Source organism: Massilia sp. BGA-UO-ETr-WB1, from assembly GCF_059567845.1.
The window spans coordinates 59156-83051 of the sequence record NZ_JCAQOT010000013.1 but is presented as its reverse complement, the minus strand read 5'-3'; the positions used below and the strand labels follow the sequence as shown (position 1 = coordinate 83051).

Sequence of the window (23896 nt, the reverse complement as noted above, 5' to 3'; positions counted from 1 at the left end):
ATGAACAACACCACCCGACTCCTCGCCGCCGCCGCCGCCGCGCTGACCCTGCTGGCCGGCGCGGCCCCGGCGGCCCACGCCGAGCGCCTGAAAGACCTGGCCAGCGTGGCCGGCGTGCGCCAGAATCAACTGATGGGCTACGGCCTGGTGATCGGCCTGGACGGCACCGGCGACCAGACCACCCAGACCCCGTTCACGGTGCAGACCGTGATGTCGATGCTGCAGCAGATGGGCATCACCCTGCCTGCCGCCAACACCTTGCAGCTGAAGAACGTGGCGGCCGTGATGGTGACCACCTCGCTGCCGGCGTTCGCGCAGCCGGGCCAGCTGATGGACGTGACCGTCTCGTCGATGGGCAACGCGAAAAGCCTGCGCGGCGGCACTTTGCTGATGACCCCGCTCAAGGGCGCCGACGGCCAGGTCTATGGCATGGCGCAGGGCAATGTGCTGGTGGGGGGCGTGGGCGCGCAGTCCGGCGGCACCTCGGTGGTGGTGAACCACCTGAGCGTGGGCCGCATTTCCGGCGGCGCCACGGTCGAGCGCGCCGTGCCGAATGCGCTGGGCGAGGGCAACCAGATCCGCCTGGAACTGAACACCACCGATTTTTCCACCGCCAGCCGGGTGGTGGACGCCATCAACGACAAGTTTGGCGCCGGCATCGCCTACGCGCTGGACGGCCGCGTGATCCGGGTGCAGTCGCCCTCCAGCAGCGACCAGCGCGTGGCCTTCATCGGCACCTTGGAAAACCTGCAGGTCAATCCGGCCCAGATGGCCGCCAAGGTGATCATGAACGCGCGCACCGGCTCGGTGGTGATGAACCAGGCGGTCTCGCTCGAGACCTGCGCCATTTCGCACGGCAACCTGACCGTGTCGGTCTCGACCGACGCCCAGGTCAGCCAGCCGGGTCCGCTGTCCGGCGGCCAGACCGTGGTCACGCAGAACGCCAATATCGACATCAAGAAGGATGCCGGCAAGGTGATGCTGGTCAAGGGCGGAGCCCAGCTGGCCGACGTGGTCAAGGCCCTCAACGCCATCGGCGCCACGCCGCAGGACTTGCTGGCCATCCTGCAAGCGATGAAGGCCGCCGGTTCGCTGCGCGCCGAACTCGAGATCATTTGAGGACGCGGCCATGATACGCCAGAGCCCCGGCACCGTCCCCGCGAACGACCTGAGCAATTCGCTGGCGTCCGACGTCAAGAGCGCCGGCGCGCTGCGCAAGGGCGCCAGCGCCGGCTCGCCGGAGGCGCTGAAGGGCGCCGCCACCCAGTTCGAAGCCATGTTCATCAACATGATGATGAAGAGCATGCGCGAGGCCTCGCCCGGCGAAGGCATGCTGGACAACCAGCAGACCAAGATGTTTACCTCCATGCTGGACCAGCAGACCAGCCAGAACCTGGCCAAGAAAGGCATCGGCCTGTCCGACGCGCTGGTGCGGCAATTGTCCAAACAGAACGAGCAGGCGCTGGCGCTGGGCGCCGACCCGGCCGCGTCGGAAGCGTCCGGTATCCCGGGCGCCGGCAACCTGGCCAGCGTGGCGGTGGCGGCCAGGCTGCAGCGCGCCATCGAGGCGGCCGGCGGCGCGGCGGCCGCGTCCAGGGCCGCCAGCCAGGCCGATGTGCCGGGCGGCAGCGCGGCGGCCATGGACAGCGGCAAGGGGTCGCAGGCGGCCCATGTGCGTGCCTTCCAGTCCAAACTGGGTAGCCACGCGGACGAAGCCAGCAAGGCCACCGGCATCCCCGCCAAGTTCATGCTGGGCCAGGCCGCGCTGGAGAGCGGCTGGGGCAAGCGCGAGATCAAGGGCCGCGACGGTAGCAACAGCAACAACCTGTTCGGCATCAAGGCCGGGCCGGGCTGGAAGGGTAAAACGGTCGAGGCCGTCACCACCGAATACGTCAACGGCAAGCCGCAGCAGCGCGTGGAGCGCTTCCGCGCCTACGACAGCTATGCCGACAGCTTCAAGGATTACGCGAAGTTGCTTACCAACAACCCCCGCTATGAAAAAGTACTGGCCAGCGCCGGCGACGCCAGCAAGTTCGCGCACGGCCTGCAGAAGGCCGGCTACGCCACCGACCCGCAATACGCCAGCAAGCTGACCCGGATTATCAAGCAATCCCTTGCTTAAAAAATAATAAATGGCGCACTGTTGCCGGGGCGTATTTCAAGTTTTGGCGGCCGCTGCCGTAGACTAACCATATAACGAAAGTATTTCACCATGAGTCTTCTCAGCATCGGCAAAAGCGGTTTATTGGCAGCGCAGGTCGGCCTGTCCACGACCGGGCACAATATCGCCAATGCCAACGTGCCCGGCTACAGCCGCCAGACCGTGGTCCAGTCCAATACCCAGCCCCAGGGCAGCGGCGGCTATTTCATCGGCACCGGCACCGAGGTCACCCAGATCAAGCGCCAGTACGACGATTTCCTGACCAAGCAGCTGCTGGGCGCGGAAACCAAGGCGGCCAGCCTGAACGGGTTTTATGCCCAGATCAGCCAGATCGACAACTTGCTGGCCGACAGCACTTCCGGCCTGTCGCCCGCGCTGCAGGACTTCTTCAAGGGCGTGCAGGACGCCACCGCCAACGCCGCCACGGACGCCTCGCGCAGCGCCATGCTGTCCACCGCCAACACGCTGGCGGCGCGCTTCCAGGGCCTGAACGACCGCCTCAACGAGATCAGCGACGGCGTCAACAGCCAGATCACGGCCACGGTCACCCAGATTAATTCCTATGCCGAGCAGATCGGCAAGCTGAACAACGACATCGCCGGCCTGACGGTGGACCCGTCCAAGGCGCCCAACGACTTGCTGGACCAGCGCGACCAGCTGATCAGCGAGCTCAACAAGCTGGTCAAGGTCAACGTGGTCAAGGGCGACTCCAACACGCTGACCGTGTCCATCGGCACCGGCCAGCCGCTGGTGATCGGCAACCGCAACTTCGAGCTGGCCACCACGCCGTCGCTGACCGACGTCAGCCGCGTCACGGTGGGCTACAGCACCGGCAACCAGATCTCGCCCATGCCGGAAGGCGCGCTGAGCGGCGGCCAGCTGGGCGGCCTGCTGGAATTCCGCAGCGGCGCGCTGGACCGCGCACAGAACGAGCTGGGCCAGGTGGCAGCCGGGCTGGCGGCCAGCTTCAACGCGCAACACAAGCTGGGCCAGGACCGCAATGGCGACCTGGGCGGCAATTTCTTCGCCGACATCAATGCCTACATCGGCGTCGACAGCCGCAACTCCAACCTCAGCACGGCGGTGGTGAGCGGCGTGGTCAAGGACGCCAGCGCGCTGACCTCGAGCGACTACGACCTGAACTTCGACGGCACCAACTACGTGCTCACGCGCGCCTCGGACGGCCAGGCCACCATCCTGACCTTCCCGCAGACCACCGGCCCGCAAATGGTGGACGGCGTGGAGTACACGCTGACCGGCACGCCGGAACCGGGCGACCATTTCCAGGTGCGCCCGACCTTCCAGGCCGCGTCCGACTTCAAGGTGGCGCTGACCGACGTCGGCAAGATCGCACTGGCCGCGCCCATCGTCACCAATGCGCCGCTGGCCAACATCGGCAACGGCAAGATCACGCCGGGCACGGTCGACGCCAACTACCTGACGCCGGGCAATCCGCTGACCGCGCCGGTGACCCTGACCTACGATTCCACGACCGGCGAGCTGAGCGGTTTCCCGCCCGCGCAGGACGTGGTGGTGACGGCCAACGGCGTGAGCACCACCTATCCGGCCGGCACCAACGTGCCCTACACCGACGGCGCCAGCATCAGTTTCGGCGGCATCAACATCGCCATCAGCGGCGCGCCGGGCAACGGCGACACGTTTACCGTCGCCCCCAACACCGGCGGCACGCGCGACAACCGCAACGGCGCGCTGCTGGGCGACCTGCAGGCCAAGAACATCCTGAACGGCGGCAAGACCACCTACCAGAGCGCCTACGCGTCCATGGTCAACTTCGTCGGCAACAAGACCAGCGAAACGATGATCGGCGCCAGCGCGGCGGAGGCGGCGGTCAAGCAGGCCTCGAATGCGCAGCAGAGCGTTTCCGGCGTCAACCTGGACGAGGAAGCGGCCAATCTGCTGCGTTACCAGCAAGCCTACCAGGCGTCCGGCAAGGTGATGCAGATCGCCAGCACCTTGTTCGACACGCTGCTCGGCCTGGGTAATTAAGAAGCAAGGAAGAGCAATCATGAGCATGCGCATCAGTTCCAAGACCATTTTCGACAACGGCGTGGGCCAGCTCGGCACGCTGCAGTCGGCCATCGCCAAGACCCAGCAGCAGCTGGCCACCGGCCGCCGCGTGCTGACCCCGGCCGACGACCCGATCGCCTCGGCGCGCGCGCTGGAAGTGACGCAGTCGCAGTCGATCAACACGCAGCTGGCCACCAACCGCTCGAACGCCCGTTCCTCGCTGTCGCAGGAGGAAGTGGCGCTGACCTCGGTCACCTCGCTGTACCAGGACATCAAGGAGCTGGCGGTCAAGGCCGGCGCCGGTTCGCTGACCAACAAGGACCGCGAATCGCTGGCGGTGGAGCTGGAAGGGAGGCTGCAAGACTTGCTGGGCCTCGCCAACACGGCGGACGGCTCGGGCGGCTACATCTTCTCCGGCTTCAAGGACAGCATCCCGTTCACGCTGAACGGCACCGGCGCCACCTACCAGGGCGACCAGGGCGAGCGCACCTTGCAGATCGGCTCGTCGCGCAAGGTCAGCATCAGCGATTCGGGCAGCGCCATTTTCGAGAACAACACCACCGGCAACGGCAAGTTCCAGACCGGCGTGGACCCGGCCAACTACGACCGCGGCGGCACCGGCATCATTTCGCCGGGCGCGGTGACCGACCCGAGCGCGCTCACCGGCCACCAGTACGCCATCAATTTCACGGTGGTGCCGGCCACGCCGGGCGTGCCCAAGGTGACCACCTACACGGTGATGGACCTGACGCTGGGCACGCCGGTGCCGCCGGCGCCGGATCCGGCCGACCCGATTCCCTACACCAGCGGCAAGAGCATCAGCTTCGACGGCCTGCAGTTCGAAATCAAGGGCGACCCGGCCGACCTGGACAGCTTCACGGTCGACCCGAGCGACAAGAAGTCCGTGTTCGAGACCATGCAGGACATGCTGAAGGCGCTGCGCGTGAACGGCGAAGGCGCGGCCGGCCAGGCGCGGCTGACCAACGCGCTGAACCAGGCCAATTCGAATATCGACAATGCGACCGACAACCTGCTGGCGGTGCGCGCCTCGGTGGGCGCGCGCATGAAGGAGCTGGATTATCTGGACAGCGCCGGCGAGGACTTGAACATCCAGTACGCCACCACCTTGTCCAACCTGATCGAAGTGGACACCATCCAGGCCATTTCCCTGTTCACCCAGCAGCAGATCAACCTGGAAGCGGCGCAGAAGTCCTACAAGACGCTGACGGGCTTGTCGCTGTTTAACTTCATCAGCTAATTCGCAGCCGGTGCCGGCGCCCGTGCCGGCGCCGGTATCAGCGGCGCCGGCGGCCGCGGCTCGCGGTCGGCCCAGTTGCGCGGGAACTGGCGCGCACTCTCTATCCCTTGGTTGAACAGCTTCTGCAGCGGCGTGGCCATGTACGGCAAGACCATGGCCAGCACCAGGAAGCCGATGCCCAGCGTAATCGGGAAGCCGATGCCGAACAGGTTCAGCTGCGGCGCCGCCCTGGTCAAAATCCCCAGCGCCACGTTGATGATCAGCAGCGCCGCCACGATGGGCAGCGCCAGCTGCATGCCGGCGCTGAACACCCGTCCGCCCCAGTCCGCCACATGCTTGAAGCCGCCGCCGGCAATCGGTATGCCGGACACCGGCAGCGTCTGGAAGCTTTCCGCCAGCGCCGACAGCAGCACGAGGTGGCCGTTCACCGACAGGAAGGCCAGCGTGGCCAGCAGCGCCAGGAACTGGCTGATGGCCGACGAGCGGCCCTGGGTGTTGGGATCGAAGAAGGTGGCGAAGCCCAGGCCCATGGTCAGGCTGCTGATCTCGCCGGCCATCTCGACGGCGGCGAACACGATGCGCAGGGTGAAGCCCATGGCCACCCCGATCAGCAATTCCTGCACCAGGATCAGCAGGCCGGCGTAGGACAGCGGATCGGCGGCGGGCACGGCCGGCACGGTCGGCGCGATCACCATGGCCAGCAGCACGCCCAGCGCCAGCTTGACGGACCGGGGCGTGCTGCGGTTGCCGAAGATGGGCGCGGCGGAAATCAGGCCGAGGATGCGGGTGAGCGGCCACAGCAGGGAGGCGATCCACGTGTTGAGCTCGACGGTGGACAGCGTGATCACTGGCGCGCCACCATCAGTTGACCAGGCCGGGGATGCCTGTGAACACGTTGCGCATATAGTCCAGCATGACCGACAGCATCCACGGCCCGGCCACCACCAGCGCCACGAACACCCCCACCAGTTTGGGGATGAAGGACAGCGTGGCTTCGTTGATCTGGGTGGCGGCCTGGAAGATGGACACCACCAGGCCGATCACCAGCGCCACCAGCAGCATGGGGGCGGCCACCATCAGGGTCACCTCCATGGCGATGCGGCCCATCGTCATGACGCTTTCGGGTGTCATGGGCGCTCCTTCACTAGTAGAAACTCTGGGCCAGCGAGCCGATCAGCAGCTGCCAGCCGTCCACCAGCACGAACAGCATCAGCTTGAAGGGCAGCGAAATGACGGCCGGCGACATCATCATCATACCCATCGACATCAGCACCGACGCCACCACCATGTCGATGATGAGGAAGGGGATGAAGATGGCGAAGCCGATCTGGAACGCGGTCTTCAGCTCGCTGGTGACGAAGGCGGGGATCAGCACGCGCAGCGGCACGTCTTCCGGCCCCTGCAGCGCGGGCGTGCGCGACAGTTTGACGAACAGCGCCAGGTCGGCCTGGCGGGTCTGCTTGAGCATGAAGGACTTGAGCGGCGCGGCGCCTTTTTCCAGCGCCTGCTGCATGGTGATCTTGCTTTCCTGCAGCGGCAGGTAGGCTTCGCCGTAGATCCGGTCCAGCACCGGCCCCATGACGAACAGGGTCAGGAACAGCGCCAGTCCCACCATCACCTGGTTGGGCGGCGCCGACTGGGTGCCCATGGCCTGGCGCAGCAGCGACAGCACGATGATGATGCGGGTGAAGCTGGTCATCATCAGCAGCGCGGCCGGGATGAAGGTCAGCGCCGTCATCAGGATCAGCGTCTGCAGCGACAGGCCGTAGTTGGTGCCGCCGCCGCCGGCCGGGGTGGCCGTGAAGGCGGGGATGGTCGGGTCGGCGCCGGCCCACAGCGGCACCGCCGCCAGGCCCGCCGCGAGCAGGCACTTCAGGACAGCGGCGGACTTGCCTTGCTTATTTGCCATTACGTTTTTCTATTGTCTGTTTGAACCATTCGGCGAAGTTGGCGCCGGGCAGGGCGCCGGGGCTGCTGCCGGATGCGGCGCCTGCGGCATCGAAGCCGTCCGCGCCGTCCGCGCCGTCAGGGCGCGGCAGCGTGGCCAGCGCGTTCATGCGGCCGGGCGAGGCGCCCACCACGATCCATTGCCCGCCCACTTCCACCACCAGGATGCGCTCGCGCGCGCCGACGCTGAGCGCGCCGACCAGCTTGACATGGGCGCCGCCGGTGATGGTTTTGGGGCCGAAGCGTTTCAGCAGCCAGGCCAGGCCGATCAGCAGGCCCAGCACCAGGATCAGCGAGAAGATGGTGGTCAGCAGGCTGCCGGTGGCGGTGGGCGCCTGCGCCGGGTCGATGGCCGTGGCCGGGCGGGCGCCGGCCAGTGCGGCTTGCTGCTCGGGCGTGGACGGCGCGGCGGTGGCGGGAGCCGCAGCGCTGCCCGGTGTGGCGGGAGCGGTGGCGGTTCCTTGATCGGTGGCGGGGGCCGGCGCTGCGGCCGCGCCGCCGGCAGGCGGCACCACGCCGGTGGTGCCGGTGGTGGCCACGGCGGCGGCGCTGGCGGCTTGGGCTGCGGCGGCGGGCAGGGTGGCGGGGTCGGGCTGGGCCGCAGGCTTGCTGGCGGTGGAAATCGAACCGGAGGCGGTTTGCGCCGCCAGCGCCGGGGCGCAGGCAAGCATGGCGGCTGCAGCCAGGGCGGCCAGGGCGGCCGTTGGCGCGGCAAACGGGAAAGCAGGCTTCATTTATTCAGTTTTCGGATGCGTTCGGAAGGCGTAATGATATCGGTCAGGCGGATACCGAACTTGTCGTTCACCACCACCACCTCGCCCTGGGCGATCAGGCAGCCGTTCACCAGCACGTCCATCGGCTCGCCGGCCAGGCCGTCCAGTTCCACCACCGAGCCCTGCGCCAGTTGCAGCAGGTTCTTGATGGCGATCTTGGTGCGGCCCAGTTCCACCGTCAGCTGCACCGGGATATCGAGGATGAAATCGATATCGTTGTGGGTCTCGGTCTTGGATGGCTGCTTGGAAAAGTCCTGGAACACGGCCGCCTGCGCGGCCTGCTGGTTTTGCAGCGCTTCGGCTTCCGCCTTGGCCTGCTCGGCGATCGCAGCGCCCCAATCATCATCCAAGCTTTGATCGTCTTGATTATCCGACATGTTTCTCTCCAGAATTACTTCGCTGTATTACTTCGTGTTATCGGCATTCGCCAGCAGTTTCTCTACCTTCAGCGCGTACTGGCCGTTCAGCACGCCATAGGTGCAGTCCAGCACGGGCACCCCGTCCACCGTCGCTTCGATGCTCTCCGGGATATTGAGAGGGATAATGTCGCCCACCCGCATGTTCAGGATCTCGTCGAACGACACCTTGGCCGTGCCCAGCGAAGCGACCAGTTCCACCTCGGCGATCTGGATCTGCTGCGTCATCAGGCGGATCCAGCGCTTGTCCACTTCCAGCGCCTCGCCCTGCAGCGAGGAGGTCAGCGCGTCGCGGATCGGCTCGATCATCGAGTACGGCATGCAGAAGTGGATCTGGCCGGACACCGAACCGAGCTCCACCGTGAAAGTGGACGCCACCACCACCTCGTTCGGCGTGGCGATGTTGGCGAACTGCGTATTCATTTCCGAGCGGATGTACTCGAATTCGACCGGATAGACCGGCTCCCAGGACTTGGTGTAGGCCTCGAACACGATATCGAGAATGCGCAGGATGATGCGCTGCTCGGTCTGCGTGAAATCGCGCCCCTCGACCCGGGTGTGGAAGCGGCCGTCGCCGCCGAACAGGTTGTCCACCAGCAGGAACACCAGGCCCGGATCGAACACCATCAGCGCGGTGCCGCGCAGCGGCTTCATGTGCACCAGGTTCAAATTGGTCGGCACCACCAGGTTGCGGATGAATTCGCTGTATTTGGAGACCCGCACCGACCCCACCGACACCTCGGCGCTGCGGCGCAGGAAGTTGAACAGGCCCACGCGCAGCAGGCGCGCGAAACGCTCGTTGATGATCTCGAGCGTCGGCATCCGGCCCCGGACGATGCGCTCCTGGGTGGCCAGGTTATAGGTTCTGACTCCCGCGACTTCTTCCGGCGCCGCAGCGTCGTCCTGGTCGCCATTGACGCCCTTTAAAAGGGCATCAACTTCTTCCTGGGAGAGAAAATTATCAGCCATGGCTTTCTACTGGTCGGCAAAAATTACTGAATGATGAAGGAGGTAAACAGCACCTCCGTCACGTCCTGCTGCGCGCCGCGCTCTTCAAACGGCGCGCGCACTTGTTCCATGATTTCGGCGCTCAGCTGCTGCTTGCCTTCCGGCGTGTTGATCTCGGACGCCTTCTTGCTCGACAGCAGCAGCAGCAGGCGGCTGCGCACCTTGGGCATGTTGTTCTTGATGACTTCCACTTCCTCCAGGCCGCCCACCTGCAGGGTAAAGGCCAGCTGCAGGTACTGCTCGCCGTTCTCCGGCTGCAGGTTGACGGTGAACGGTTCTATCGTCACGTACACCGGCGGGCCGGACTTGGGCGCGGACTTCTTCTGCTTGGTGGGCGCTTCGTCGCCGCCGTCCTTGAGCATGAACCAGGCGCCGCCGCCGCCGGCGGCGGCCAGCACAGCCACCAGGCCGAGGATCAGCACCAGCTTCTTGGAGTTGGCCGGAGCGGCAACCTCTGCTTTAGGTTCCGCTTTCAATTTAGGATTCGCTTTCAAAGTTGCCCTTGCAGCTTAAGTGGATCATGTCGCCATTATGGCACGCCTTGGGTGCCGGTCAGAATGGTCAGGCGAAGGTATCGACCATGCCGAGCGCGCGCTGGCGCGGCGGCGGCGCAACAGGCGCGCCTTCGTCGCCGCCGCCGCCGTCACCGCCGCTGCCGTTGCGGCCGCCGCTTTGCTGCGCCGACCGGGCATGGGCCTGGTCGAAGCCGTTGTTTTGATCCGACATACCGGCCGAGACGGTGGCGCTGCCCAGCTGGATGCCGGCCTCGCTCATCATTTCACGCAGGCGCGGCATGGCCGCCTCCAGCGCGGCGCGCACTTCCGGCTGGGCCGAGGTGAAGCTGGCGCTGGCCGAATCGTTCGACACGTTCAGCACCACCTGCAGCGGGCCGAGGTCGGGCGGGTTCAGTTCCAGCGTGGCGCTCTGCTCGCCGCCGCCCACCATCCACACCACTTTCTGGCCCACCTGCTGGTCCCAGGCGGCGGTGCCGACGCGGGCTTGCAGCTGGTTGCCGGCGGCGGCATTGGCGGCCTGGGCGGTGGCCAGCTGGGCTTGCGCGGCGGGCGCCACGGTGGGCTGTGCTGCGGCGGGCATGGCGTCTTTGAGCAGGGCTGCGAAGTCGGCCTTGGCGTCGCGCGCGGCGGCCGGCTGGGCGCCGGCGTCGGGCTGGGCGCGGCCGGTTTGGGCCAGGGCACCGTCCGGCGCGGCTTGCGCGCTGGCCTTGCCGGCTTCGCCGGCAGCCGAGCCGGCGCCGGCGTCGCCATGCGCCTGGGCGCTGGCTCGGTGCCTGGACGCCGCTTCCAGCGCGGCCTGGATGGCGGCATCGTCCGGGGCGGCTTCGCCGTCCAGCACGATGACGCCGGCCGTCCCGGCGCCAGCCGCAGTTGCGGTGTCGCCGGCCGCGCCGGCGTCCGGCAACAGGCCGGACAGCGTACCGGCGGACTGGCTCGCTGCGCCTTCTGCGGTGGCGTCCGTGCCGGCTGCTGCTGTAGTCGTTGCTGCCGCGGCGGGCTGGTTGAAAGCGGCCATCAAGGCAAGCATGGCGGCCATGGGATCGGCCGCTTGCGCTGCCGCCGCGTCGGAGGCGGCGGCGTTGGCGGCTGCGTCTGCGGGCGCATCGGCGGTGCCGTTGCCGGCGTCCGCGCCGGCCTGGGCGTCCGTGTTGCCGGCTGCGCCCGAGGGCGCGCCGCCGGCTGCCTGCGAGGCGTTATCGGCGGCGCCGGCCGGCTTGCCGTCTTCGGCACGGCCGGCCGCATCGGCGGACGAATTCGCGGACGCGTTGGTCGATGCGTTGGCCGGCTTTTGCGGCGTAGCTGGCTTGGCCTGCTCTGCGGGACGCGCCGCCTGGTTCGGGCTGGCCGGGGCAGGGCGGGCGGCGTTTTGCTGCTGGGCCGCTTTGGCCTGGCTGGCCGCCTGGGCGGGCGCGGCCGGGCGCATCCAGGACTGGCGCTGCTCGATCTGGCGCGTCAGCGCCTGCTGGAACTGGGTGTCCGGCGCAGGGGACGTGGCCTTGGCCGCAGGCGTGCCGGCATTGGCGCCGGTGCCGGTGGTGGTCGTGATGAGCGGTGTCTGCATGATGGCGCCGTAGAGTGATTAACTTAATTCAACGTTTATAGAATGCTTGCCTCGCGGCGTGTTCGTCCATGGCCTTCTGGTCGCGCTTGGCTTCCAGCTTGAGCGCCTGCGCCTGCGCGCGGTCGTTCAGCGTGGAGTAGGACATGCGCTTGCGCTCGGCGTCCTGCCACATGCTCTTCTCCTGCTCGCCCTTGCGCTGGCTGTGGCGCAATACCTCTTCCTGGCCCTTGATCGCGTTGTCCAGTTTTTCCATGAAAGCCTGGAAGTTGCGGTAAGCCATGGGCGTGATGCCGGCCAGCTGGCTGGCTTCGAAGCGCTTGCCGTATTCGTCGCGGTAACCCACCAGCATGTTCAGCTTCTCCTCCGCGTCCGCCACCACCTTCAGGGCCATGCCCAGGCGCTTGGCGGCGTCGTCGGTTTCGCGCCGGGCCAGTTCGATCAGTGTTTCAAGTTGAGATTGGGAGGCCATGATGGTTCATTATAGGCGTCCGGCGTGGCCGTCAATCAATCGAACAGAGCGGACAATTGCCCCAAACTCTCGAGCATGTCGACCCGCTCCGTGATCTGTTGTTGTAGGAAATGCTCAATACCGTCATGCAAGCTGATGGCCTGGTCCAGAACCGGGTCGCTGCCCGGGCTGTAGGCGCCCACGGCAATCAGGTCGCGGCTGCGCTCGTAGCGCGAAAACAGCTGCTTCAGGTGGCGCGCGCGGGTCTGGTGCTCGTGCGAGGTGATCGAGTGCATGGCGCGGCTGATCGACTGTTCGATGTCGATGGCGGGGTAGTGGCCGGCTTCGGCCAGGCGCCGGTTCAGCACGATGTGGCCGTCCAGGATGGCGCGCGCCGAGTCGGCGATCGGGTCCTGCTGGTCGTCGCCCTCGGTCAGCACGGTGTAGAAGGCGGTAATCGAGCCGCCGCCCATTTCGCCGTTGCCGGCCCGCTCCACCAGGATCGGCAGCTTGGCGAACACGGAAGGCGGATAGCCCTTGGTGGCGGGCGGCTCGCCGATGGCCAGCGCGATTTCGCGCTGCGCCATGGCGTAGCGGGTCAGCGAATCCATGATCAGCAGCACGTTCTGGCCCTGGTCGCGGAAATACTCGGCAATCGCGGTGGAATAGGCCGCGCCCTGCATGCGCATCAGCGGCGGCGTGTCGGCCGGAGCCGCCACCACCACCGAGCGCGCCAGGCCTTCCTCGCCCAGGATCTGCTCGATGAATTCCTTCACCTCGCGGCCGCGTTCGCCGATCAGGCCGACCACGATCACGTCGGCCTCGGTGTAGCGCGCCATCATGCCCAGCAGCACCGACTTGCCGACGCCGGAACCGGCGAACAGGCCCATGCGCTGACCGCGCCCCACGGTCAGCATGGCGTTGATCGAGCGCACGCCCACGTCCAGCGTTTCCACGATGGGCGCGCGGCCCAGCGGATTGGCGGGGCGCACATTGATGGGGGCGCTTTCCGTGGTGTGCAGCGGGCCCAGGTTGTCCAGCGGGCGGCCGGCGCCGTCCAGCACCCGGCCCAGCAGTTCCGGGCCGACCGGCAGGTGGCGCGCGCGGTCGCTGGGGCGGCGGCGCGGGTGCGTGACGCTGCCGGGGCGCGGTATGGTCGGTTCGATCGGGAATACGCGGGTGCCGGGCACGATGCCTTCGACATCGCTTTGCGGCATCAGGAACAGGCGGTCGCCCTCGAAGCCCACCACCTCGGCCTCGACTTTACCGCCGGACGGCAGCGGCACGGTGCAGGCCGCGCCCACGGCCAGGCGCAGGCCCACGGCCTCCATCACCAGCCCGGCCACGCGCGTGACGCGGCCCGACACTTGCATCGGCTCAACGAACTCGGTCAGCGCGGCGCAGTCGTGCAGGTAGGCGCGCCAGCGGCCGGCGTGCAGGTTGGGTTGGGAGGCGTCGCCCATGTCAGTCCAGCCAGCTCACGTCTTTGCCCAGCGCGTAGGTCAGGCGCTGCCAGCGGGTCGACGCCTGGGCGTCGATCTGGTTGCTGGCGGTGTCGATCTTGCAGCCGCCGCGTTCGATCTGCGCGTCCTCGATCACGCGCCAGCCGCCCTTGTCGAGCTCCTCGCCTATGCCTTCGCGCACGGTTTTCGCGTCCTCGGGGTTCAGCATCAGCAGCGCCGGCTGCTGCAGCACCGGCAGGTATTCGACGGCTTCGCGCACGATGGGCAGGATCAGCTCGGGCTTCACCTGCAGCGACTGCTTGAGCATGCCCTTGGCCAGCTGCAGCGCCAGTTCCAGCACGTCGGCAGAGATCAGCTGGTCGGCGTCCTGCAGCGCGGTGCTGAAGTTGCCGGCCAGCTCGCGCAGCGGCGCCAGTTCCAGGTCGGTGGCTTCCTTGCCCAGCGCAATGGCGTCCGCATGGCCTTCGGCGTGGCCCGCCGCATAGCCCTTGTCGTAGCCGTCGATGCGGGCCTGCTCGCGGATCGCGGCCAGTTCCTCTTCGGTCGGGTAGGCGGGGGGAGGCGGTTCCTCCAAGTAGTGTTCCTCGCTGGCCTCCGCGTGCAGCGGCGGAGGTGGGGCGAGGGCGGCCTGCGCGGCCGCTTCGGCTTCGCGCGCGGCCACGGCGCTGGGGCGGAAGTCGCCAAAGGACTTCATTTCCCAGCGCTGGAAGGCGGTTTGCTGCTCTTTGGGTATCTGTGCCATGTAACTCTATCAACTTAGACGAAGGAATCTTCGCCTTTGCCGCCCAGCACGATCTGCCCTTCGTCGGCCAGCCGGCGCACGATCTGCAGGATCTGCTTCTGCTGCGTTTCCACTTCGGACAGGCGCACCGGTCCTTTCGATTCCAGGTCTTCGCGCATCATTTCGCTGGCGCGCGCCGACATGTTCTTGAAGATCTTGTCGCGCAGGTCCTGCGACGCGCCCTTCAGGGCGATGATCAGCATTTCCGACTGCACTTCGCGCAGCAGCAGCTGGATGCCGCGGTCGTCGATGTCGATCAGGTTGTCGAACACGAACATCTCGTCCATGATCTTCTGCGCCATGTCGTTGTCGTAGTTCTTGATGTTGTCCATCACCGAGTTTTCCTGCTCGCCGCTCATGAAGTTCAGGATCTCGGCCGCCGCGCGCACGCCGCCCAAGGTCGATTTCTTGATGTTCTCATTGCCCGACAGCAGCTTGGTGAGCACGTCGTTCAACTCGCGCAGCGCGGCCGGCTGCACGCCGTCCAGGGTGGCGATGCGCAGCACCGCGTCGTTGCGCAAGCGGTCTGTGAAGTGTCCCAGAATTTCGCAAGCCTGGTCGCGTTCCAGGTGCACCAGGATGGTGGCGATGATCTGCGGGTGCTCGTTGCGTATCAGTTCGGCCACCGACTGCGAATCCATCCACTTCAGCGATTCGATGCCGGACGCGTCCTTGCCGCCCAGGATGCGCGACAGCAGCACCGAAGCCTTGTCGTCGCCCAGCGCCTTGGTCAGCACCTGGCGGATGTACTCGTCCGAATCGAGGCCCACGGTGGAGGCGGCCGCCACCTGGTCGCGGAAGTCGTCCAGCGTGTCGACCACTTGCTCGTGCGGCACGTTTTTCATCGTGGCCATGGCCGCGCCCAGCTTCAGCACCTCGCGCGGGCCGAGGAATTTCATCACCTCGGCGGCTTCGCTCTCGCCCATCGCCAGCATCAGGATGGCGGCTTTTTGCAGTCCGGTAGAATCAGTCATTTGCGCCTATCCATGCTTTGATGACGTTGGCGACGATGCGCGGATCGTCCGCGGCCAGTTTCTTCGCCAGCGCCAGGTTGTCGCGGTATGTCCGCGCGGTATTTTCTTCCATTTTAGCGAGTTCTTCCGCCATGATCTCTTCCGGCGTCGGGCCCACCGGTTCCTCGATGACCGGTTCTTCCGGTTCAGGCTCGGGCTCGTTGATCTCGTCGATCTTCTTGAACACCGGCCGCATCATCGGCCGCACGATGCGCAGCAGGATGTACAGCAGGATCAGCGCGGTGATCAGGAACTTGGCCAGTTCCTTGGCCAGCGGCAGGTTGGCCGGGTCGCGCCACCAGTCCAGCACCACCGGCGCCTCGAATGGCTTGTCGACGCCGTCGAACGGCGCGTTGGCCACGCTCAGCGAGTCGCCGCGTTCCTGGTTGTAGCCCATGGCTTCCTTGACCAGGCTGTTGATCTTGGCCATTTCCTCCGGCGTGAACGGCTTGATGGTGACTTTGCCGGTCTTGGCGTCCACGATGCGGCGGTAATTGATGACCACGCCCACCGTCATGCGCTTCAGGCCGGCCATGGCCTTCTGCTCGTAGCGCACGGTCTTGTCGACTTCGAAGTTGGTGGTCGATTCCTTGTGGTTCGGCAAGCCGCTGGCGCCGGCGGCCACGGTGCCGGGCGGCGTGCCGGGGGCAGGGGCGGTGCCCGGCGGCGTGGTGGTCAGCGGCGCGGTGGCGGTGCCCGGAGGCTGGTTCGACAGCGCGCCCGGCACGCCGTTCGGATTGGCATTGCCGGCGCCGTTGGTCTCGCTGCTCTGCTGGCTGCGGATGGCGGACGCTTCCGGCGGCGAATTCGGTTTGTACGACTCGGCGGCCTGCTCGACGGCGGCGAAGTCCACGTCGGCCACCGCTTCGGCGCGCACATTGCCTTCGCCGACGATGGGCAGCACGATGGACTCGACCTGCTTGATGACCTGTTTCTGCAGTTCCTGCACGTATTTCAGCTGGCTGGCGTCCAGGCTCTTGTTGCTGCCGGCGCCGTTCTTGTTGGTGTCCGACACCAGGTTGCCGGCCTGGTCCACCACCGTCACGTTGGACGGCATCAACTGCGGCACCGAGGAGGCCACCAGGTGCACGATGGCCTGCACCTGGGCCGGTTCGATCTGGCGGTTGGGGTGCAGGTGCAGCATCACCGACGCGGTCGGCTTCTGCTGCTCGCGCACGAACACGCTGTCTTTCGGCATGGCCAGGTGCACGCGGGCCGAATCGACCGCCGCGATCGACTGGATCGAGCGCGCCAGTTCGCCTTCCAGCGCGCGCTGGTAGTTCACTTGTTCGAGGAACTGGGACACGCCCAGCTTCTGGTTCTCCATCAGCTCGAAGCCCACGTTGCCGCCCTTGGGCAAGCCCTGCGCGGCCAGCTTCAGGCGTGCGTCGTGCACCTGCTCGGTCGGCACCAGGATGGCGGTGCCGCCTTCCGAGAACTTGTGCTTGATCTGCATCTGGTCCAGCGCGGCCGTGATGGCGCCGCCGTCGCGGTCGGTGTAGTTGGAGAACAGCACGCCGTAGGCGGGCGGCTGGTTCCACAGCCACAGTGCGACGATGACGGCCACCACGGCGGCCGCGCCGGCGCCCATCATCACCCGTCGGCCCAGCGGCGTCTGGAAGAACGGCGGCTTCGGTTCGGCTTGCGCCGGGACCGCTGCTTCGTCGATGTCGATTTGTTCGGCTGCTGCTGCCATGGCTGGTGTGTATTCGTTGGTTGGTGGATGGGACCGGTTTTTGGCCGGGTCTCGGCCTGTTGCACATTATCGTCGGTGGCGGTCCCGGCCCATCTCAGGAAAAGCAGGCTGTTTACCGGCCTGCTTCTGGCAGCAGCTTGCTATACGGACAGGTATTCTGGCAGCACTGATCATTGCGCCGCCTATTGTAGCGCGGCACCACCGCATGACTGTTCCGCGGAAGCAACAAATTTGGAGTTCACATGAAAACAAGCGGCCTGGGCATAGATAGCAGCAGGATACAAGCGATGATGGAGCAGCTGAAGGCCCACGCGGCCAAGCCGCAGGCCAGCGTGCCGGCCATCCAGACCGAGGCGCCGGCGGCCAAGGTGCAGTTCTCGGACGCGCTGAAGGACGCGCTGGACGCGGTCTCGGCCAGCCAGACCAAGTCGCAGGAGCTGGGCAAGCGCTTCCAGATGGGGGACGATTCGGTCAGCCTGTCGGACGTGATGGTGTCGATGCAAAAAGCCAGCATCAACTTCCAGGCCACCATCCAGGTGCGCAACAAGCTGGTGTCGGCTTACCAGGACATCATGAATATGCAGGTGTGAAAAAAGGGGCCCGGCCCCTTTTTTCGCTTCTTTAACCCAGCCCGGCGATGCGGGCGTTACGTTCGCGCTCGAGGCGGGTGATGTAGCGCTGCACGGAATTGAGCGCGCCGCGCGCCATGTCGGTGAACTGGCAGCCGAGGCGGCGGTTGGACTTGTTGTTGAGCAGGGTCATGTCGAGGCAGTTGCGGATCTGCAGGCCGGTGACGATGGGCCCCACTTCCGGCAGCTCGATGCGGCAGTCCGCGTACTGCTTGCCGATGCTGTCGCCCAGCAGCAGCTTGTTGTCGAGGATGGCGATGCCGCCGCAGCTGATGTCGGCCAGCGGGAAGCTGCTGTTGCCGCCGCCCAGTTCGGCCGGCAGCGGGATCACCACCCGCACCGGGTTGCTGACCGGCGTGCTCATGCGGTAATACTCGCGCCGCTGCAGGCGGATCAGGGTGGCCGGCAGGGCGATCTTCAGCGCCGGCGTGCCCTCGAACATGCATTTCTCGACCCGCTGGCTGGAAAACAGGATGCGGATCTTGTCCAGCGTGGTTTCATAGGACAGCGACTTGGCCGACAGGATGCGCTGGTTTTGCTCGGTGTTGATGGAGCAGTCCAGGATGACGCTGTTGTTGTCGGCGTCGACTTCCAGGATGGAGGTGACGCACACGTCGGACTCGCCTTGCACCAGCATGCGGATCAGCTGGTTTTTCTCGCTTATGCTGCGCAGCAGCGCAATGATCTCCCTGCGCGATTCCACCTCGAAGTCGTGCCAGTTTTCCAAGTCCGCGTCTTGTCTGTTTGAGTGCATTATTCTTCTGGGTCTCTATGTGGAGAGCTGGTGTCCGGGGCCGGGGGCGGGGGCTGGCCAGACTTTTGCGCTGATTCAATATGATATAGCCACGCTAGTAGTTCCGCAATTGTCCGGTAGAGCGCCGGGGGGATTTGTCGATCCAGGTCAACATCCATCAGCAGGGACACCAGTTCCTTCGATTCGTGGATGTGCACGCCGTGCTCGTTGGCCACGTGGATGATCTGTTCGGCCACCAGGCCGCGCCCCTTGGCCACCACCTTGGGGGCCGGCGAATCGTTCTTGTAGGTGAGGGCGACCGCGCTTTGCAGCGGGCGGCGCGGGGCGTCATTCGCCATGGCTGTCCCCAGGCAGGGCGGCCACGGCCGGCACGGCGCCCATGTTGGCACCGCCGGCTGGGGTTGCGCCGTTTTCGGGGGCGATGGTGAGCGAGGCCAGCGGCGAGCCGGCCGCTTCCATGGCCTGCTGCAACTGGCCGGACCAGGCGCGCAGGGTGGCGGCGCTGTCGTCGTCGCCGGTTTGCACCTGGATGTGGACCTGTTCACCCACCAGCGTCACCGCCGCCGAGATCTTGCCCAGCAGCGGCAGGCGGAAGCGCACGCCGCTGCGCCACACCGGTTCCGGCTCGCGGCCGTCGGCCTGCTCCTGCTGGCTGCCTTCGCGCTGGTCGCGCTGCACTTCCCATTGCATGGGCTGGCCCGGCCAAGCCTGGCCGTTCCACTGCACGCGCTGCTGTTCGTGCGCGTGCAATTGCTGGTTGATCATTTGCGCAGCGCTCAGGTCGGGGCCGGCGAGGGCGGCGCGGGCCAGGCTTTCGCTGGTCTGCGGGCCGCCGGCCTGCGCGTGCGCCATGGCCTGGGCGCGCTGGTTCTGCGGCTCGCGCATCAGCTCCTGCAGCGGGCGCTTGCCCTCGGCCCATTCTGCCACGTGCGATTCGTAGAACAGGCCGCTTTCGCCCAGCGCGCTTTTCAGGCTGTGCGTCAGCTTGTCGGTGTCCGGCACGCCGGCGGCTATCAATGGCGCTTTGCCGTTGATGATGGCGGGCACGCCGGGCGGGAGGTAAGCGGTGGCCAGGGCGCTGGCGATGGTGCGGGCCGCCGCGCTCAGGGTGGCGGCGGGGGCGTCGCGGCCGAGGTTGGGCAACTGGTCGGACGGGGTCAGCGGGGCGCGGCCGAGCAGGGCGGCGGCCAGACTTTGCGGGCGGACCTGTGCAGCGGATTGTCCGGCCCCCTTGGTGACGGACTCGGCCGCCGCCTGCGCCGCGCCCTGGGCACCCGCCGGCCCGCTTGCGCCAAGTTGGGTTGCCAGGCCGGCGCGGGCTTGGGCGGCGTTGGCAACGGCCGCGTTGGCAGCGGCGTTTGCGCCCGGATTGGCGGGAGTATTGGGAGCCGCGCTGGCTGCGGAACCGGACGTTGCATTGGCCGGGGTGGCGGCTGCATTGGCGCCGGCACCGCTTGCATTGGCGGCCGGATTGCCGGCGCCGGGCTGGCGGCCCGACAGCGTGGTGGTGTCCTGCGACGGCAGGCGGCCTTGCGGCGCGGTGTCGGCAGTGTCGCCGGGCGGCAGGCCTGCTTCGGTGTAGAGCTGGGCGGTCTGGGCCTGGGCGCCGGTGCCGACCTGGAAGGTGGGGCGGGGCGTGACGGTCACCAGCGTCAGCGGCACTTCGGCGCCGACCTGGGCGCCGCCGGGCAGCACCATGCGGGCCGAATTGCCCGCCACCCGCACCAGGTAGCTGCCGTCGTCATACTTGGACAGCACTTCGCCCTTCATCGGCTGGCCGACCATGCCGCTCAGCGCGCGCTGGAACGCGGCCTGGCGCGCATCGCTGACGGGAATGGCGGCCGGCGCCGGGGAAATTGCGCCGGCGGGCCTGACGCCGGTGGCGTCCAGACGCGGCGGCAGCATAATGTGCTCCTATCCCGGCTTTAGACGCTGCCGTAAGCGTTCACCAGGCGCCGTTCGGTGCCGGTGCTGTTGATCAGGGCGGACAGCTGCGCCATCCACGGCATGGCCAGGTCGCGGATCTGGCGGTCGGCGGTCAGCATCTGGCGGATCAGTTCGACTTTGCGCTCGCGTTCGGCGCCCTGCATGGGGCGCGGGTCTTCCTGGCCCTGCAGCGTGCGCACGTGACCGGCGCAGCGCTGTTCCAGCAGCACCAGTTCGTCCCATTCGCCGCGGGTGGCGTGCGCCAGCATCTGTTCGGTCAGCGATGCCATGTCGGCGTATACGGATAAAACTTCTTGATTCGTCATCATGGATCAGGCGCTCGCGTATTTGCTCATGTTGGTGGGGCCGGCGGCGGCGGGCGCGCGTGCCGGGGTGTCGCCGATCTGATTCCAGGCGTCGCGCAGTTCCACCAGCAGGCGCTGCACTTCCTCCAGGATGGCCGGGTCGTTCTTCAGATTGGCCGTCAGCAAGCGGCCGCTCATGTATTCGTACAGCGCGTCCAGCCCCTCGGCGATCTCGCCGCCCACCTTTTTGTCGAGCGCGGCGCGCAGGCCGCTGTCGATAATCATGATGGCCTTGGAGATGGCTTTGCCTTTTTCGCCGATGTTGCCGGAGCGCATGTTCATCAGGGCGTTGCTGATCGATACCAGCGCGCCGTCGAACAGCATGACGATCAGTTTGTGCGGGCTGGCGGCAACCACGCCGGTTTCCATCCCCACTTTGGCGTACGCGTTGACACCGGTCTGCCTTGATCCGAACATAGTCTGTCTCCCTTAAATTAACTGTTTGCCATGTTCGCGAACTGCTGCGCGAGGAACGAGGCGGTAGTGCTCATGCTGGACAAGGCCGTGTCGAGCGCGGTGTACTGCTTGCGGTAGCGCGCTTCGATATCGACTAGTCTGGCATTGAACGCATCTTTTTGCTTGGCGATGTCTTGTACGCTCTTGTTCAAGCCGGCGGTGCGGCCGGTAATCACGCCTTTTGCGCCCAGGTAGGTGCTGGCAAGGTTGTTGAGCTGATAAGCGTAGCCTTGCGAGAAGCCGACCACGCCGCGTTCGCCGGTGGTGTCGCCCTTGACCAGCAGCTTCAGACCTTCGATGGGCGCGCCGGGGGCGCCGGTCAGCGTCTGGCCGTCGCCGACGGCCGAGTAGCCGCCGATGGTGCCGGCCACGTCCACCCCTTCCACCGGGGTGGCGCCGCCGAAAATGTCGGACACAGCGGTGCCGGTGTCGTTGGTGAGCGTGATGTTGGACTTGGAACCGTAGCGGTTGGACGTCATGCTCAGCGTGCCGTCGTCTTCCAGTTTCACCGCCACGGTCGAGCCGGCGTTGGTGAAATTGGTGGCGCCGTTGATGGACGATTGCAGCATGTTGGCCAGTTCGGCCGGGGTATAGCTGCCGGCCGCCAGCTTGACGGTGGCCGTATTGGTCGCGGTGCTGGGCAGGGTGTCGTTCAGCTTGACGGTCCAGGCGGTGTCGGCGGCGATCACCACCGGGTTCGCTATTGCGGCGGCGCTTTTCAAGCTGCCCTGGGTGGCCAGGGTGGTGATGTTGAGCGCGTAGTCGCCCGGCTTGGTGGCGGCCGTCGAGCTGGTGAACGAGACGTTGACATCGGTGCTGTTGCCGACTGCCGCGAACAGTGTGGCAATGTCGCTGAAATTGTTGGCGATGGCCTTGTTCAGCTTGGCGCTGTCCAGCGTCAGCGTGCCATCCTTCTGGAAGCCGATGCCGACGTCGGTGAGCGAGGTCAGCTTGCCTTGCAAGCCGGTGATGCTGGCCGACATCTGGCGTCGCAGGGCGCTTTGCAAGTTTTGCACGGTCGAGTCGCCCAGCAGCGGACCGCCGGTCTTGGTCTCGGCGTTGTAGCCGTTGAGCTGCTTGATCTGCGAGTTGAGCTCGTTGTAGCCCTTGATAAAGCCGTTGATCGAGGTGGTCAGCGAAGCAGTATCCTTGGCCACCGTCAGGCTGGCCACGCCGGTCTTGACGGCGGTGAAGGAGATGCCTTCCACGGCGCCGCTGATGGTGGTGCTGGTGCTGGTCACCGGAATGCCGTTGATGCTGGCCTTGGTATCCTGCGCGGCGGTCTTCTGGCTCAGGCTCTGCACGCCGCCCGGATCGTAGCCCAGCAGGGCGACCAGGTCGGCGTCCGGCGGATTGCCGTCCGCGCCGGTCAGCGCGATCTTCATGGTCGAGGTGGCGCCGGTGGCGCTCGAGGTCAGCACCAGGTGGTTCGGCTTGTCGGTGCTGCCGTCGGACACGATGCTGGCGGTGACGCCGAAGTTGGCCTTGTTGATCGCGTCGCGGATGCCGGCCAGCGTGTTGTTCTTGTTGTCGATGACAATGTTGCCGCTGCTGCGGGTGCCGTCCTGGGCGAAGGTGGCGCCCAAGTAGGCGCCGCCGACGCCGGCCGTCAGCCCGGCCGCAGCCGGGTTGGTGCCGCCCACGGTGATCTGGCCGCCGCTGGCCGAGACCAGCGAAATGGTGCTCATGGCCGTGACGCTGGAGCCGGTGTTGGCGCTGCCGCTGTTGGCGATGCCGCCGGTGACGTTGCCGGTGACCGCTTCGGCCACCACCACGTTGGAGCCGTCGGCGTTGCTGAACCTCAGGTCGCCGCCGGCGGCGGTGCCGCTGACGGTGATGTTGGCTTCGGCCAGCGCGCGTGTGACGGCGGTGTCGCCGGTCAGCGCGGCGTCCAGTTCGGCGGCGGTGATGCCGCCGCCGGCGGCAACGCCGTCGGCCTGGCTGGCAATGGTTACGCCGCCCACAGTCAGCGCATAGGTGCCGCCGCCGCTGGTGTCGATGTCGCCGAAAGTGCTGGCGCCGCCGCTGCCGAACAGGTCGGCGGCGGTCACGGTGGCGGCGGCGGTGGCGGACACGCCGGTGGTGGTGCTTTTGGCATTGATGGCGTCGGCCAGCAGCTTGGCGCTGCGGATCGAGCTGTCGGTGGCGATCACGGTACCGTTAAGGGACAGCGCGCCAGGCGTGATGCCGCCGCTGAGCACGCCGGCGCCCAAGGCGCCGCCGGTCACGCCGAAGCTGCCGCCGGTGACGGTGCCGAGCTGGATGGTCAGGTTGGTGGTGGCGCCCAGGCCGATGGCGGCGGTGGTGCTCTTGTAGCCGCCCGAGGCCAGCGTCTGCGCCTGGGCCAACTGGCTGATGTCCACCTTGTAGTTGCCCGGCAGCGCCTTGCCGGTGGCGGTGCCGGTCATGATGGCGGTGTCGCTGGAGGTGCTGCTGAGCGCTTGGAAACTGGACAGCGAGGTCAGGCTGCTAAGCGAGCTCTGGAAGGAGCCCAGTGCGCCGGACAGGCTGCCGAATGCCGACACCTTGCCCAGGAAGCTGGCCGACTTCTTGTCCATGTTGGCCAATGGCGCCGACTCAACGGCCATCAGTTTGCTGATGATGTCGTTGACGTTCAGTCCGTTGGAACCGATGCCAGGAGAAGAAATGCCCACGAGGAACTCCTAAGGAAAACGATAAGATAAGTCATTATCGGCAT

General features: G+C 66.5%; 24 protein-coding genes. 5 read left to right on the top strand and 19 right to left on the bottom strand.

The window, feature by feature from the left end:
* The 4 genes from AC56DV_RS01780 to flgL all read left to right on the top strand — a co-directional run bounded on the left by AC56DV_RS01780 (position 1) and on the right by flgL (position 5447).
* Entirely contained in the window at positions 1 to 1119 is a 1119-nt protein-coding gene (locus AC56DV_RS01780) for a flagellar basal body P-ring protein FlgI (RefSeq protein WP_496312588.1), read from the top strand.
* A gap of 10 nt (positions 1120 to 1129) precedes the next feature.
* On the top strand, positions 1130 to 2122 hold the full coding sequence (flgJ, locus tag AC56DV_RS01775; RefSeq protein ID WP_496312587.1) for a flagellar assembly peptidoglycan hydrolase FlgJ: 993 nt from the start codon (positions 1130 to 1132) through the stop codon (positions 2120 to 2122).
* 90 nt (positions 2123 to 2212) lie between these two features.
* Positions 2213 to 4168, top strand: coding sequence for a flagellar hook-associated protein FlgK (gene flgK, locus AC56DV_RS01770; RefSeq protein WP_496312586.1), 1956 nt, complete (start codon positions 2213 to 2215; stop codon positions 4166 to 4168).
* Between the two features lie 19 nt (positions 4169 to 4187).
* Entirely contained in the window at positions 4188 to 5447 is a 1260-nt protein-coding gene (gene flgL / locus AC56DV_RS01765) for a flagellar hook-associated protein FlgL (RefSeq protein ID WP_496312585.1), read from the top strand.
* On the opposite strand, the gene fliR is transcribed toward flgL, so the two are convergent.
* The 13 genes from fliR to fliF all read right to left on the bottom strand — a co-directional run bounded on the left by fliR (position 5444) and on the right by fliF (position 17068).
* Entirely contained in the window at positions 5444 to 6295 is an 852-nt protein-coding gene (gene fliR / locus AC56DV_RS01760; RefSeq protein WP_496312584.1) for a flagellar biosynthetic protein FliR, read from the bottom strand. The two genes, flgL and fliR, sit on opposite strands and share 4 nt — an antisense overlap.
* A 13-nt stretch (positions 6296 to 6308) precedes the next feature.
* Positions 6309 to 6578, bottom strand: a complete 270-nt coding sequence (fliQ, locus tag AC56DV_RS01755; protein ID WP_025595552.1) for a flagellar biosynthesis protein FliQ — start codon at positions 6576 to 6578, stop codon at positions 6309 to 6311.
* Between the two features lie 13 nt (positions 6579 to 6591).
* Positions 6592 to 7356, bottom strand: a complete 765-nt coding sequence (gene fliP / locus AC56DV_RS01750) for a flagellar type III secretion system pore protein FliP (protein WP_056393967.1) — start codon at positions 7354 to 7356, stop codon at positions 6592 to 6594.
* On the bottom strand, positions 7346 to 8128 hold the full coding sequence (gene fliO / locus AC56DV_RS01745; protein ID WP_496312583.1) for a flagellar biosynthetic protein FliO: 783 nt from the start codon (positions 8126 to 8128) through the stop codon (positions 7346 to 7348). The genes fliP and fliO overlap by 11 nt, the downstream gene beginning before the upstream one ends.
* A complete protein-coding gene (gene fliN, locus AC56DV_RS01740) occupies positions 8125 to 8544 on the bottom strand; it encodes a flagellar motor switch protein FliN (RefSeq protein WP_056393969.1) in 420 nt (139 codons plus the stop codon). Before fliN ends, fliO begins: the two co-directional genes overlap by 4 nt.
* 27 nt (positions 8545 to 8571) lie before the next feature.
* Positions 8572 to 9552, bottom strand: coding sequence for a flagellar motor switch protein FliM (fliM, locus tag AC56DV_RS01735; RefSeq protein WP_025595560.1), 981 nt, complete (start codon positions 9550 to 9552; stop codon positions 8572 to 8574).
* Between the two features lie 23 nt (positions 9553 to 9575).
* Positions 9576 to 10067, bottom strand: a complete 492-nt coding sequence (fliL, locus tag AC56DV_RS01730) for a flagellar basal body-associated protein FliL (protein ID WP_496312582.1) — start codon at positions 10065 to 10067, stop codon at positions 9576 to 9578.
* Between the two features lie 85 nt (positions 10068 to 10152).
* The gene (locus tag AC56DV_RS01725) at positions 10153 to 11667 is read right to left on the bottom strand and encodes a flagellar hook-length control protein FliK (protein ID WP_496312581.1); all 1515 of its coding nucleotides are present in this window, start codon (positions 11665 to 11667) and stop codon (positions 10153 to 10155) included.
* 28 nt (positions 11668 to 11695) lie between these two features.
* The gene (gene fliJ, locus AC56DV_RS01720; protein ID WP_496312580.1) at positions 11696 to 12136 is read right to left on the bottom strand and encodes a flagellar export protein FliJ; all 441 of its coding nucleotides are present in this window, start codon (positions 12134 to 12136) and stop codon (positions 11696 to 11698) included.
* 35 nt (positions 12137 to 12171) lie between these two features.
* Positions 12172 to 13578: a flagellar protein export ATPase FliI gene (fliI, locus tag AC56DV_RS01715; RefSeq protein ID WP_496312579.1), complete on the bottom strand. Its 1407-nt coding sequence runs from the start codon at positions 13576 to 13578 to the stop codon at positions 12172 to 12174.
* Between the two features lies 1 nt (position 13579).
* On the bottom strand, positions 13580 to 14320 hold the full coding sequence (locus tag AC56DV_RS01710; protein ID WP_496312578.1) for a flagellar assembly protein FliH: 741 nt from the start codon (positions 14318 to 14320) through the stop codon (positions 13580 to 13582).
* A gap of 14 nt (positions 14321 to 14334) precedes the next feature.
* Positions 14335 to 15333 (bottom strand): flagellar motor switch protein FliG, encoded by a 999-nt coding sequence (gene fliG, locus AC56DV_RS01705; RefSeq protein WP_057157557.1) that lies wholly within the window; start codon positions 15331 to 15333, stop codon positions 14335 to 14337.
* On the bottom strand, positions 15326 to 17068 hold the full coding sequence (fliF, locus tag AC56DV_RS01700) for a flagellar basal-body MS-ring/collar protein FliF (protein WP_496312577.1): 1743 nt from the start codon (positions 17066 to 17068) through the stop codon (positions 15326 to 15328). The genes fliG and fliF overlap by 8 nt, the downstream gene beginning before the upstream one ends.
* A gap of 242 nt (positions 17069 to 17310) precedes the next feature.
* Between fliF and fliE the strand changes: the two genes are divergently transcribed.
* Positions 17311 to 17658, top strand: coding sequence for a flagellar hook-basal body complex protein FliE (gene fliE, locus AC56DV_RS01695; protein WP_496312576.1), 348 nt, complete (start codon positions 17311 to 17313; stop codon positions 17656 to 17658).
* 31 nt (positions 17659 to 17689) lie between these two features.
* On the opposite strand, the gene AC56DV_RS01690 is transcribed toward fliE, so the two are convergent.
* Genes AC56DV_RS01690 through fliD form a run of 6 tightly spaced genes read right to left on the bottom strand, consistent with a single transcriptional unit; the run spans position 17690 to position 23852 of the window.
* A complete protein-coding gene (locus tag AC56DV_RS01690) occupies positions 17690 to 18451 on the bottom strand; it encodes a flagellar brake protein (RefSeq protein ID WP_496312575.1) in 762 nt (253 codons plus the stop codon).
* Positions 18451 to 18789: an EscU/YscU/HrcU family type III secretion system export apparatus switch protein gene (locus AC56DV_RS01685; protein ID WP_496312574.1), complete on the bottom strand. Its 339-nt coding sequence runs from the start codon at positions 18787 to 18789 to the stop codon at positions 18451 to 18453. Before AC56DV_RS01685 ends, AC56DV_RS01690 begins: the two co-directional genes overlap by 1 nt.
* Positions 18779 to 20356 (bottom strand): flagellar hook-length control protein FliK, encoded by a 1578-nt coding sequence (fliK, locus tag AC56DV_RS01680; RefSeq protein WP_496312573.1) that lies wholly within the window; start codon positions 20354 to 20356, stop codon positions 18779 to 18781. Before fliK ends, AC56DV_RS01685 begins: the two co-directional genes overlap by 11 nt.
* A 20-nt stretch (positions 20357 to 20376) precedes the next feature.
* On the bottom strand, positions 20377 to 20706 hold the full coding sequence (locus AC56DV_RS01675; RefSeq protein WP_496312572.1) for a flagellar protein FliT: 330 nt from the start codon (positions 20704 to 20706) through the stop codon (positions 20377 to 20379).
* A gap of 3 nt (positions 20707 to 20709) precedes the next feature.
* Positions 20710 to 21159 carry a flagellar export chaperone FliS gene (fliS, locus tag AC56DV_RS01670; protein WP_496312571.1) on the bottom strand — a complete coding sequence of 150 codons (450 nt, stop codon included), beginning with the start codon at positions 21157 to 21159 and terminating at the stop codon, positions 20710 to 20712.
* A 17-nt stretch (positions 21160 to 21176) separates the two neighbouring features.
* A complete protein-coding gene (gene fliD / locus AC56DV_RS01665) occupies positions 21177 to 23852 on the bottom strand; it encodes a flagellar filament capping protein FliD (protein ID WP_496312570.1) in 2676 nt (891 codons plus the stop codon).
* Positions 23853 to 23896: the final 44 nt, after the last annotated feature.

What these genes read in the sequence shown, in the direction of transcription:
- fliF (WP_496312577.1), bottom strand. Translation starts at nt 17,068, where the DNA reads ATGGCAGCAGCAGCCGAACAAATCGACATCGACGAAGCAGCGGTCCCG.
- flgJ (WP_496312587.1), top strand. Translation starts at nt 1,130, where the DNA reads ATGATACGCCAGAGCCCCGGCACCGTCCCCGCGAACGACCTGAGCAAT.
- flgK (WP_496312586.1), top strand. Translation starts at nt 2,213, where the DNA reads ATGAGTCTTCTCAGCATCGGCAAAAGCGGTTTATTGGCAGCGCAGGTC.
- AC56DV_RS01780 (WP_496312588.1), top strand. Translation starts at nt 1, where the DNA reads ATGAACAACACCACCCGACTCCTCGCCGCCGCCGCCGCCGCGCTGACC.
- fliN (WP_056393969.1), bottom strand. Translation starts at nt 8,544, where the DNA reads ATGTCGGATAATCAAGACGATCAAAGCTTGGATGATGATTGGGGCGCT.
- AC56DV_RS01690 (WP_496312575.1), bottom strand. Translation starts at nt 18,451, where the DNA reads ATGCACTCAAACAGACAAGACGCGGACTTGGAAAACTGGCACGACTTC.
- fliJ (WP_496312580.1), bottom strand. Translation starts at nt 12,136, where the DNA reads ATGGCCTCCCAATCTCAACTTGAAACACTGATCGAACTGGCCCGGCGC.
- fliQ (WP_025595552.1), bottom strand. Translation starts at nt 6,578, where the DNA reads ATGACACCCGAAAGCGTCATGACGATGGGCCGCATCGCCATGGAGGTG.
- fliO (WP_496312583.1), bottom strand. Translation starts at nt 8,128, where the DNA reads ATGAAGCCTGCTTTCCCGTTTGCCGCGCCAACGGCCGCCCTGGCCGCC.
- AC56DV_RS01675 (WP_496312572.1), bottom strand. Translation starts at nt 20,706, where the DNA reads ATGATGACGAATCAAGAAGTTTTATCCGTATACGCCGACATGGCATCG.
- fliI (WP_496312579.1), bottom strand. Translation starts at nt 13,578, where the DNA reads ATGGGCGACGCCTCCCAACCCAACCTGCACGCCGGCCGCTGGCGCGCC.
- fliM (WP_025595560.1), bottom strand. Translation starts at nt 9,552, where the DNA reads ATGGCTGATAATTTTCTCTCCCAGGAAGAAGTTGATGCCCTTTTAAAG.
- fliE (WP_496312576.1), top strand. Translation starts at nt 17,311, where the DNA reads ATGAAAACAAGCGGCCTGGGCATAGATAGCAGCAGGATACAAGCGATG.
- fliG (WP_057157557.1), bottom strand. Translation starts at nt 15,333, where the DNA reads ATGACTGATTCTACCGGACTGCAAAAAGCCGCCATCCTGATGCTGGCG.
- fliP (WP_056393967.1), bottom strand. Translation starts at nt 7,356, where the DNA reads ATGGCAAATAAGCAAGGCAAGTCCGCCGCTGTCCTGAAGTGCCTGCTC.
- fliS (WP_496312571.1), bottom strand. Translation starts at nt 21,159, where the DNA reads ATGTTCGGATCAAGGCAGACCGGTGTCAACGCGTACGCCAAAGTGGGG.
- fliK (WP_496312573.1), bottom strand. Translation starts at nt 20,356, where the DNA reads ATGCTGCCGCCGCGTCTGGACGCCACCGGCGTCAGGCCCGCCGGCGCA.
- AC56DV_RS01685 (WP_496312574.1), bottom strand. Translation starts at nt 18,789, where the DNA reads ATGGCGAATGACGCCCCGCGCCGCCCGCTGCAAAGCGCGGTCGCCCTC.
- AC56DV_RS01725 (WP_496312581.1), bottom strand. Translation starts at nt 11,667, where the DNA reads ATGCAGACACCGCTCATCACGACCACCACCGGCACCGGCGCCAATGCC.
- flgL (WP_496312585.1), top strand. Translation starts at nt 4,188, where the DNA reads ATGAGCATGCGCATCAGTTCCAAGACCATTTTCGACAACGGCGTGGGC.
- AC56DV_RS01710 (WP_496312578.1), bottom strand. Translation starts at nt 14,320, where the DNA reads ATGGCACAGATACCCAAAGAGCAGCAAACCGCCTTCCAGCGCTGGGAA.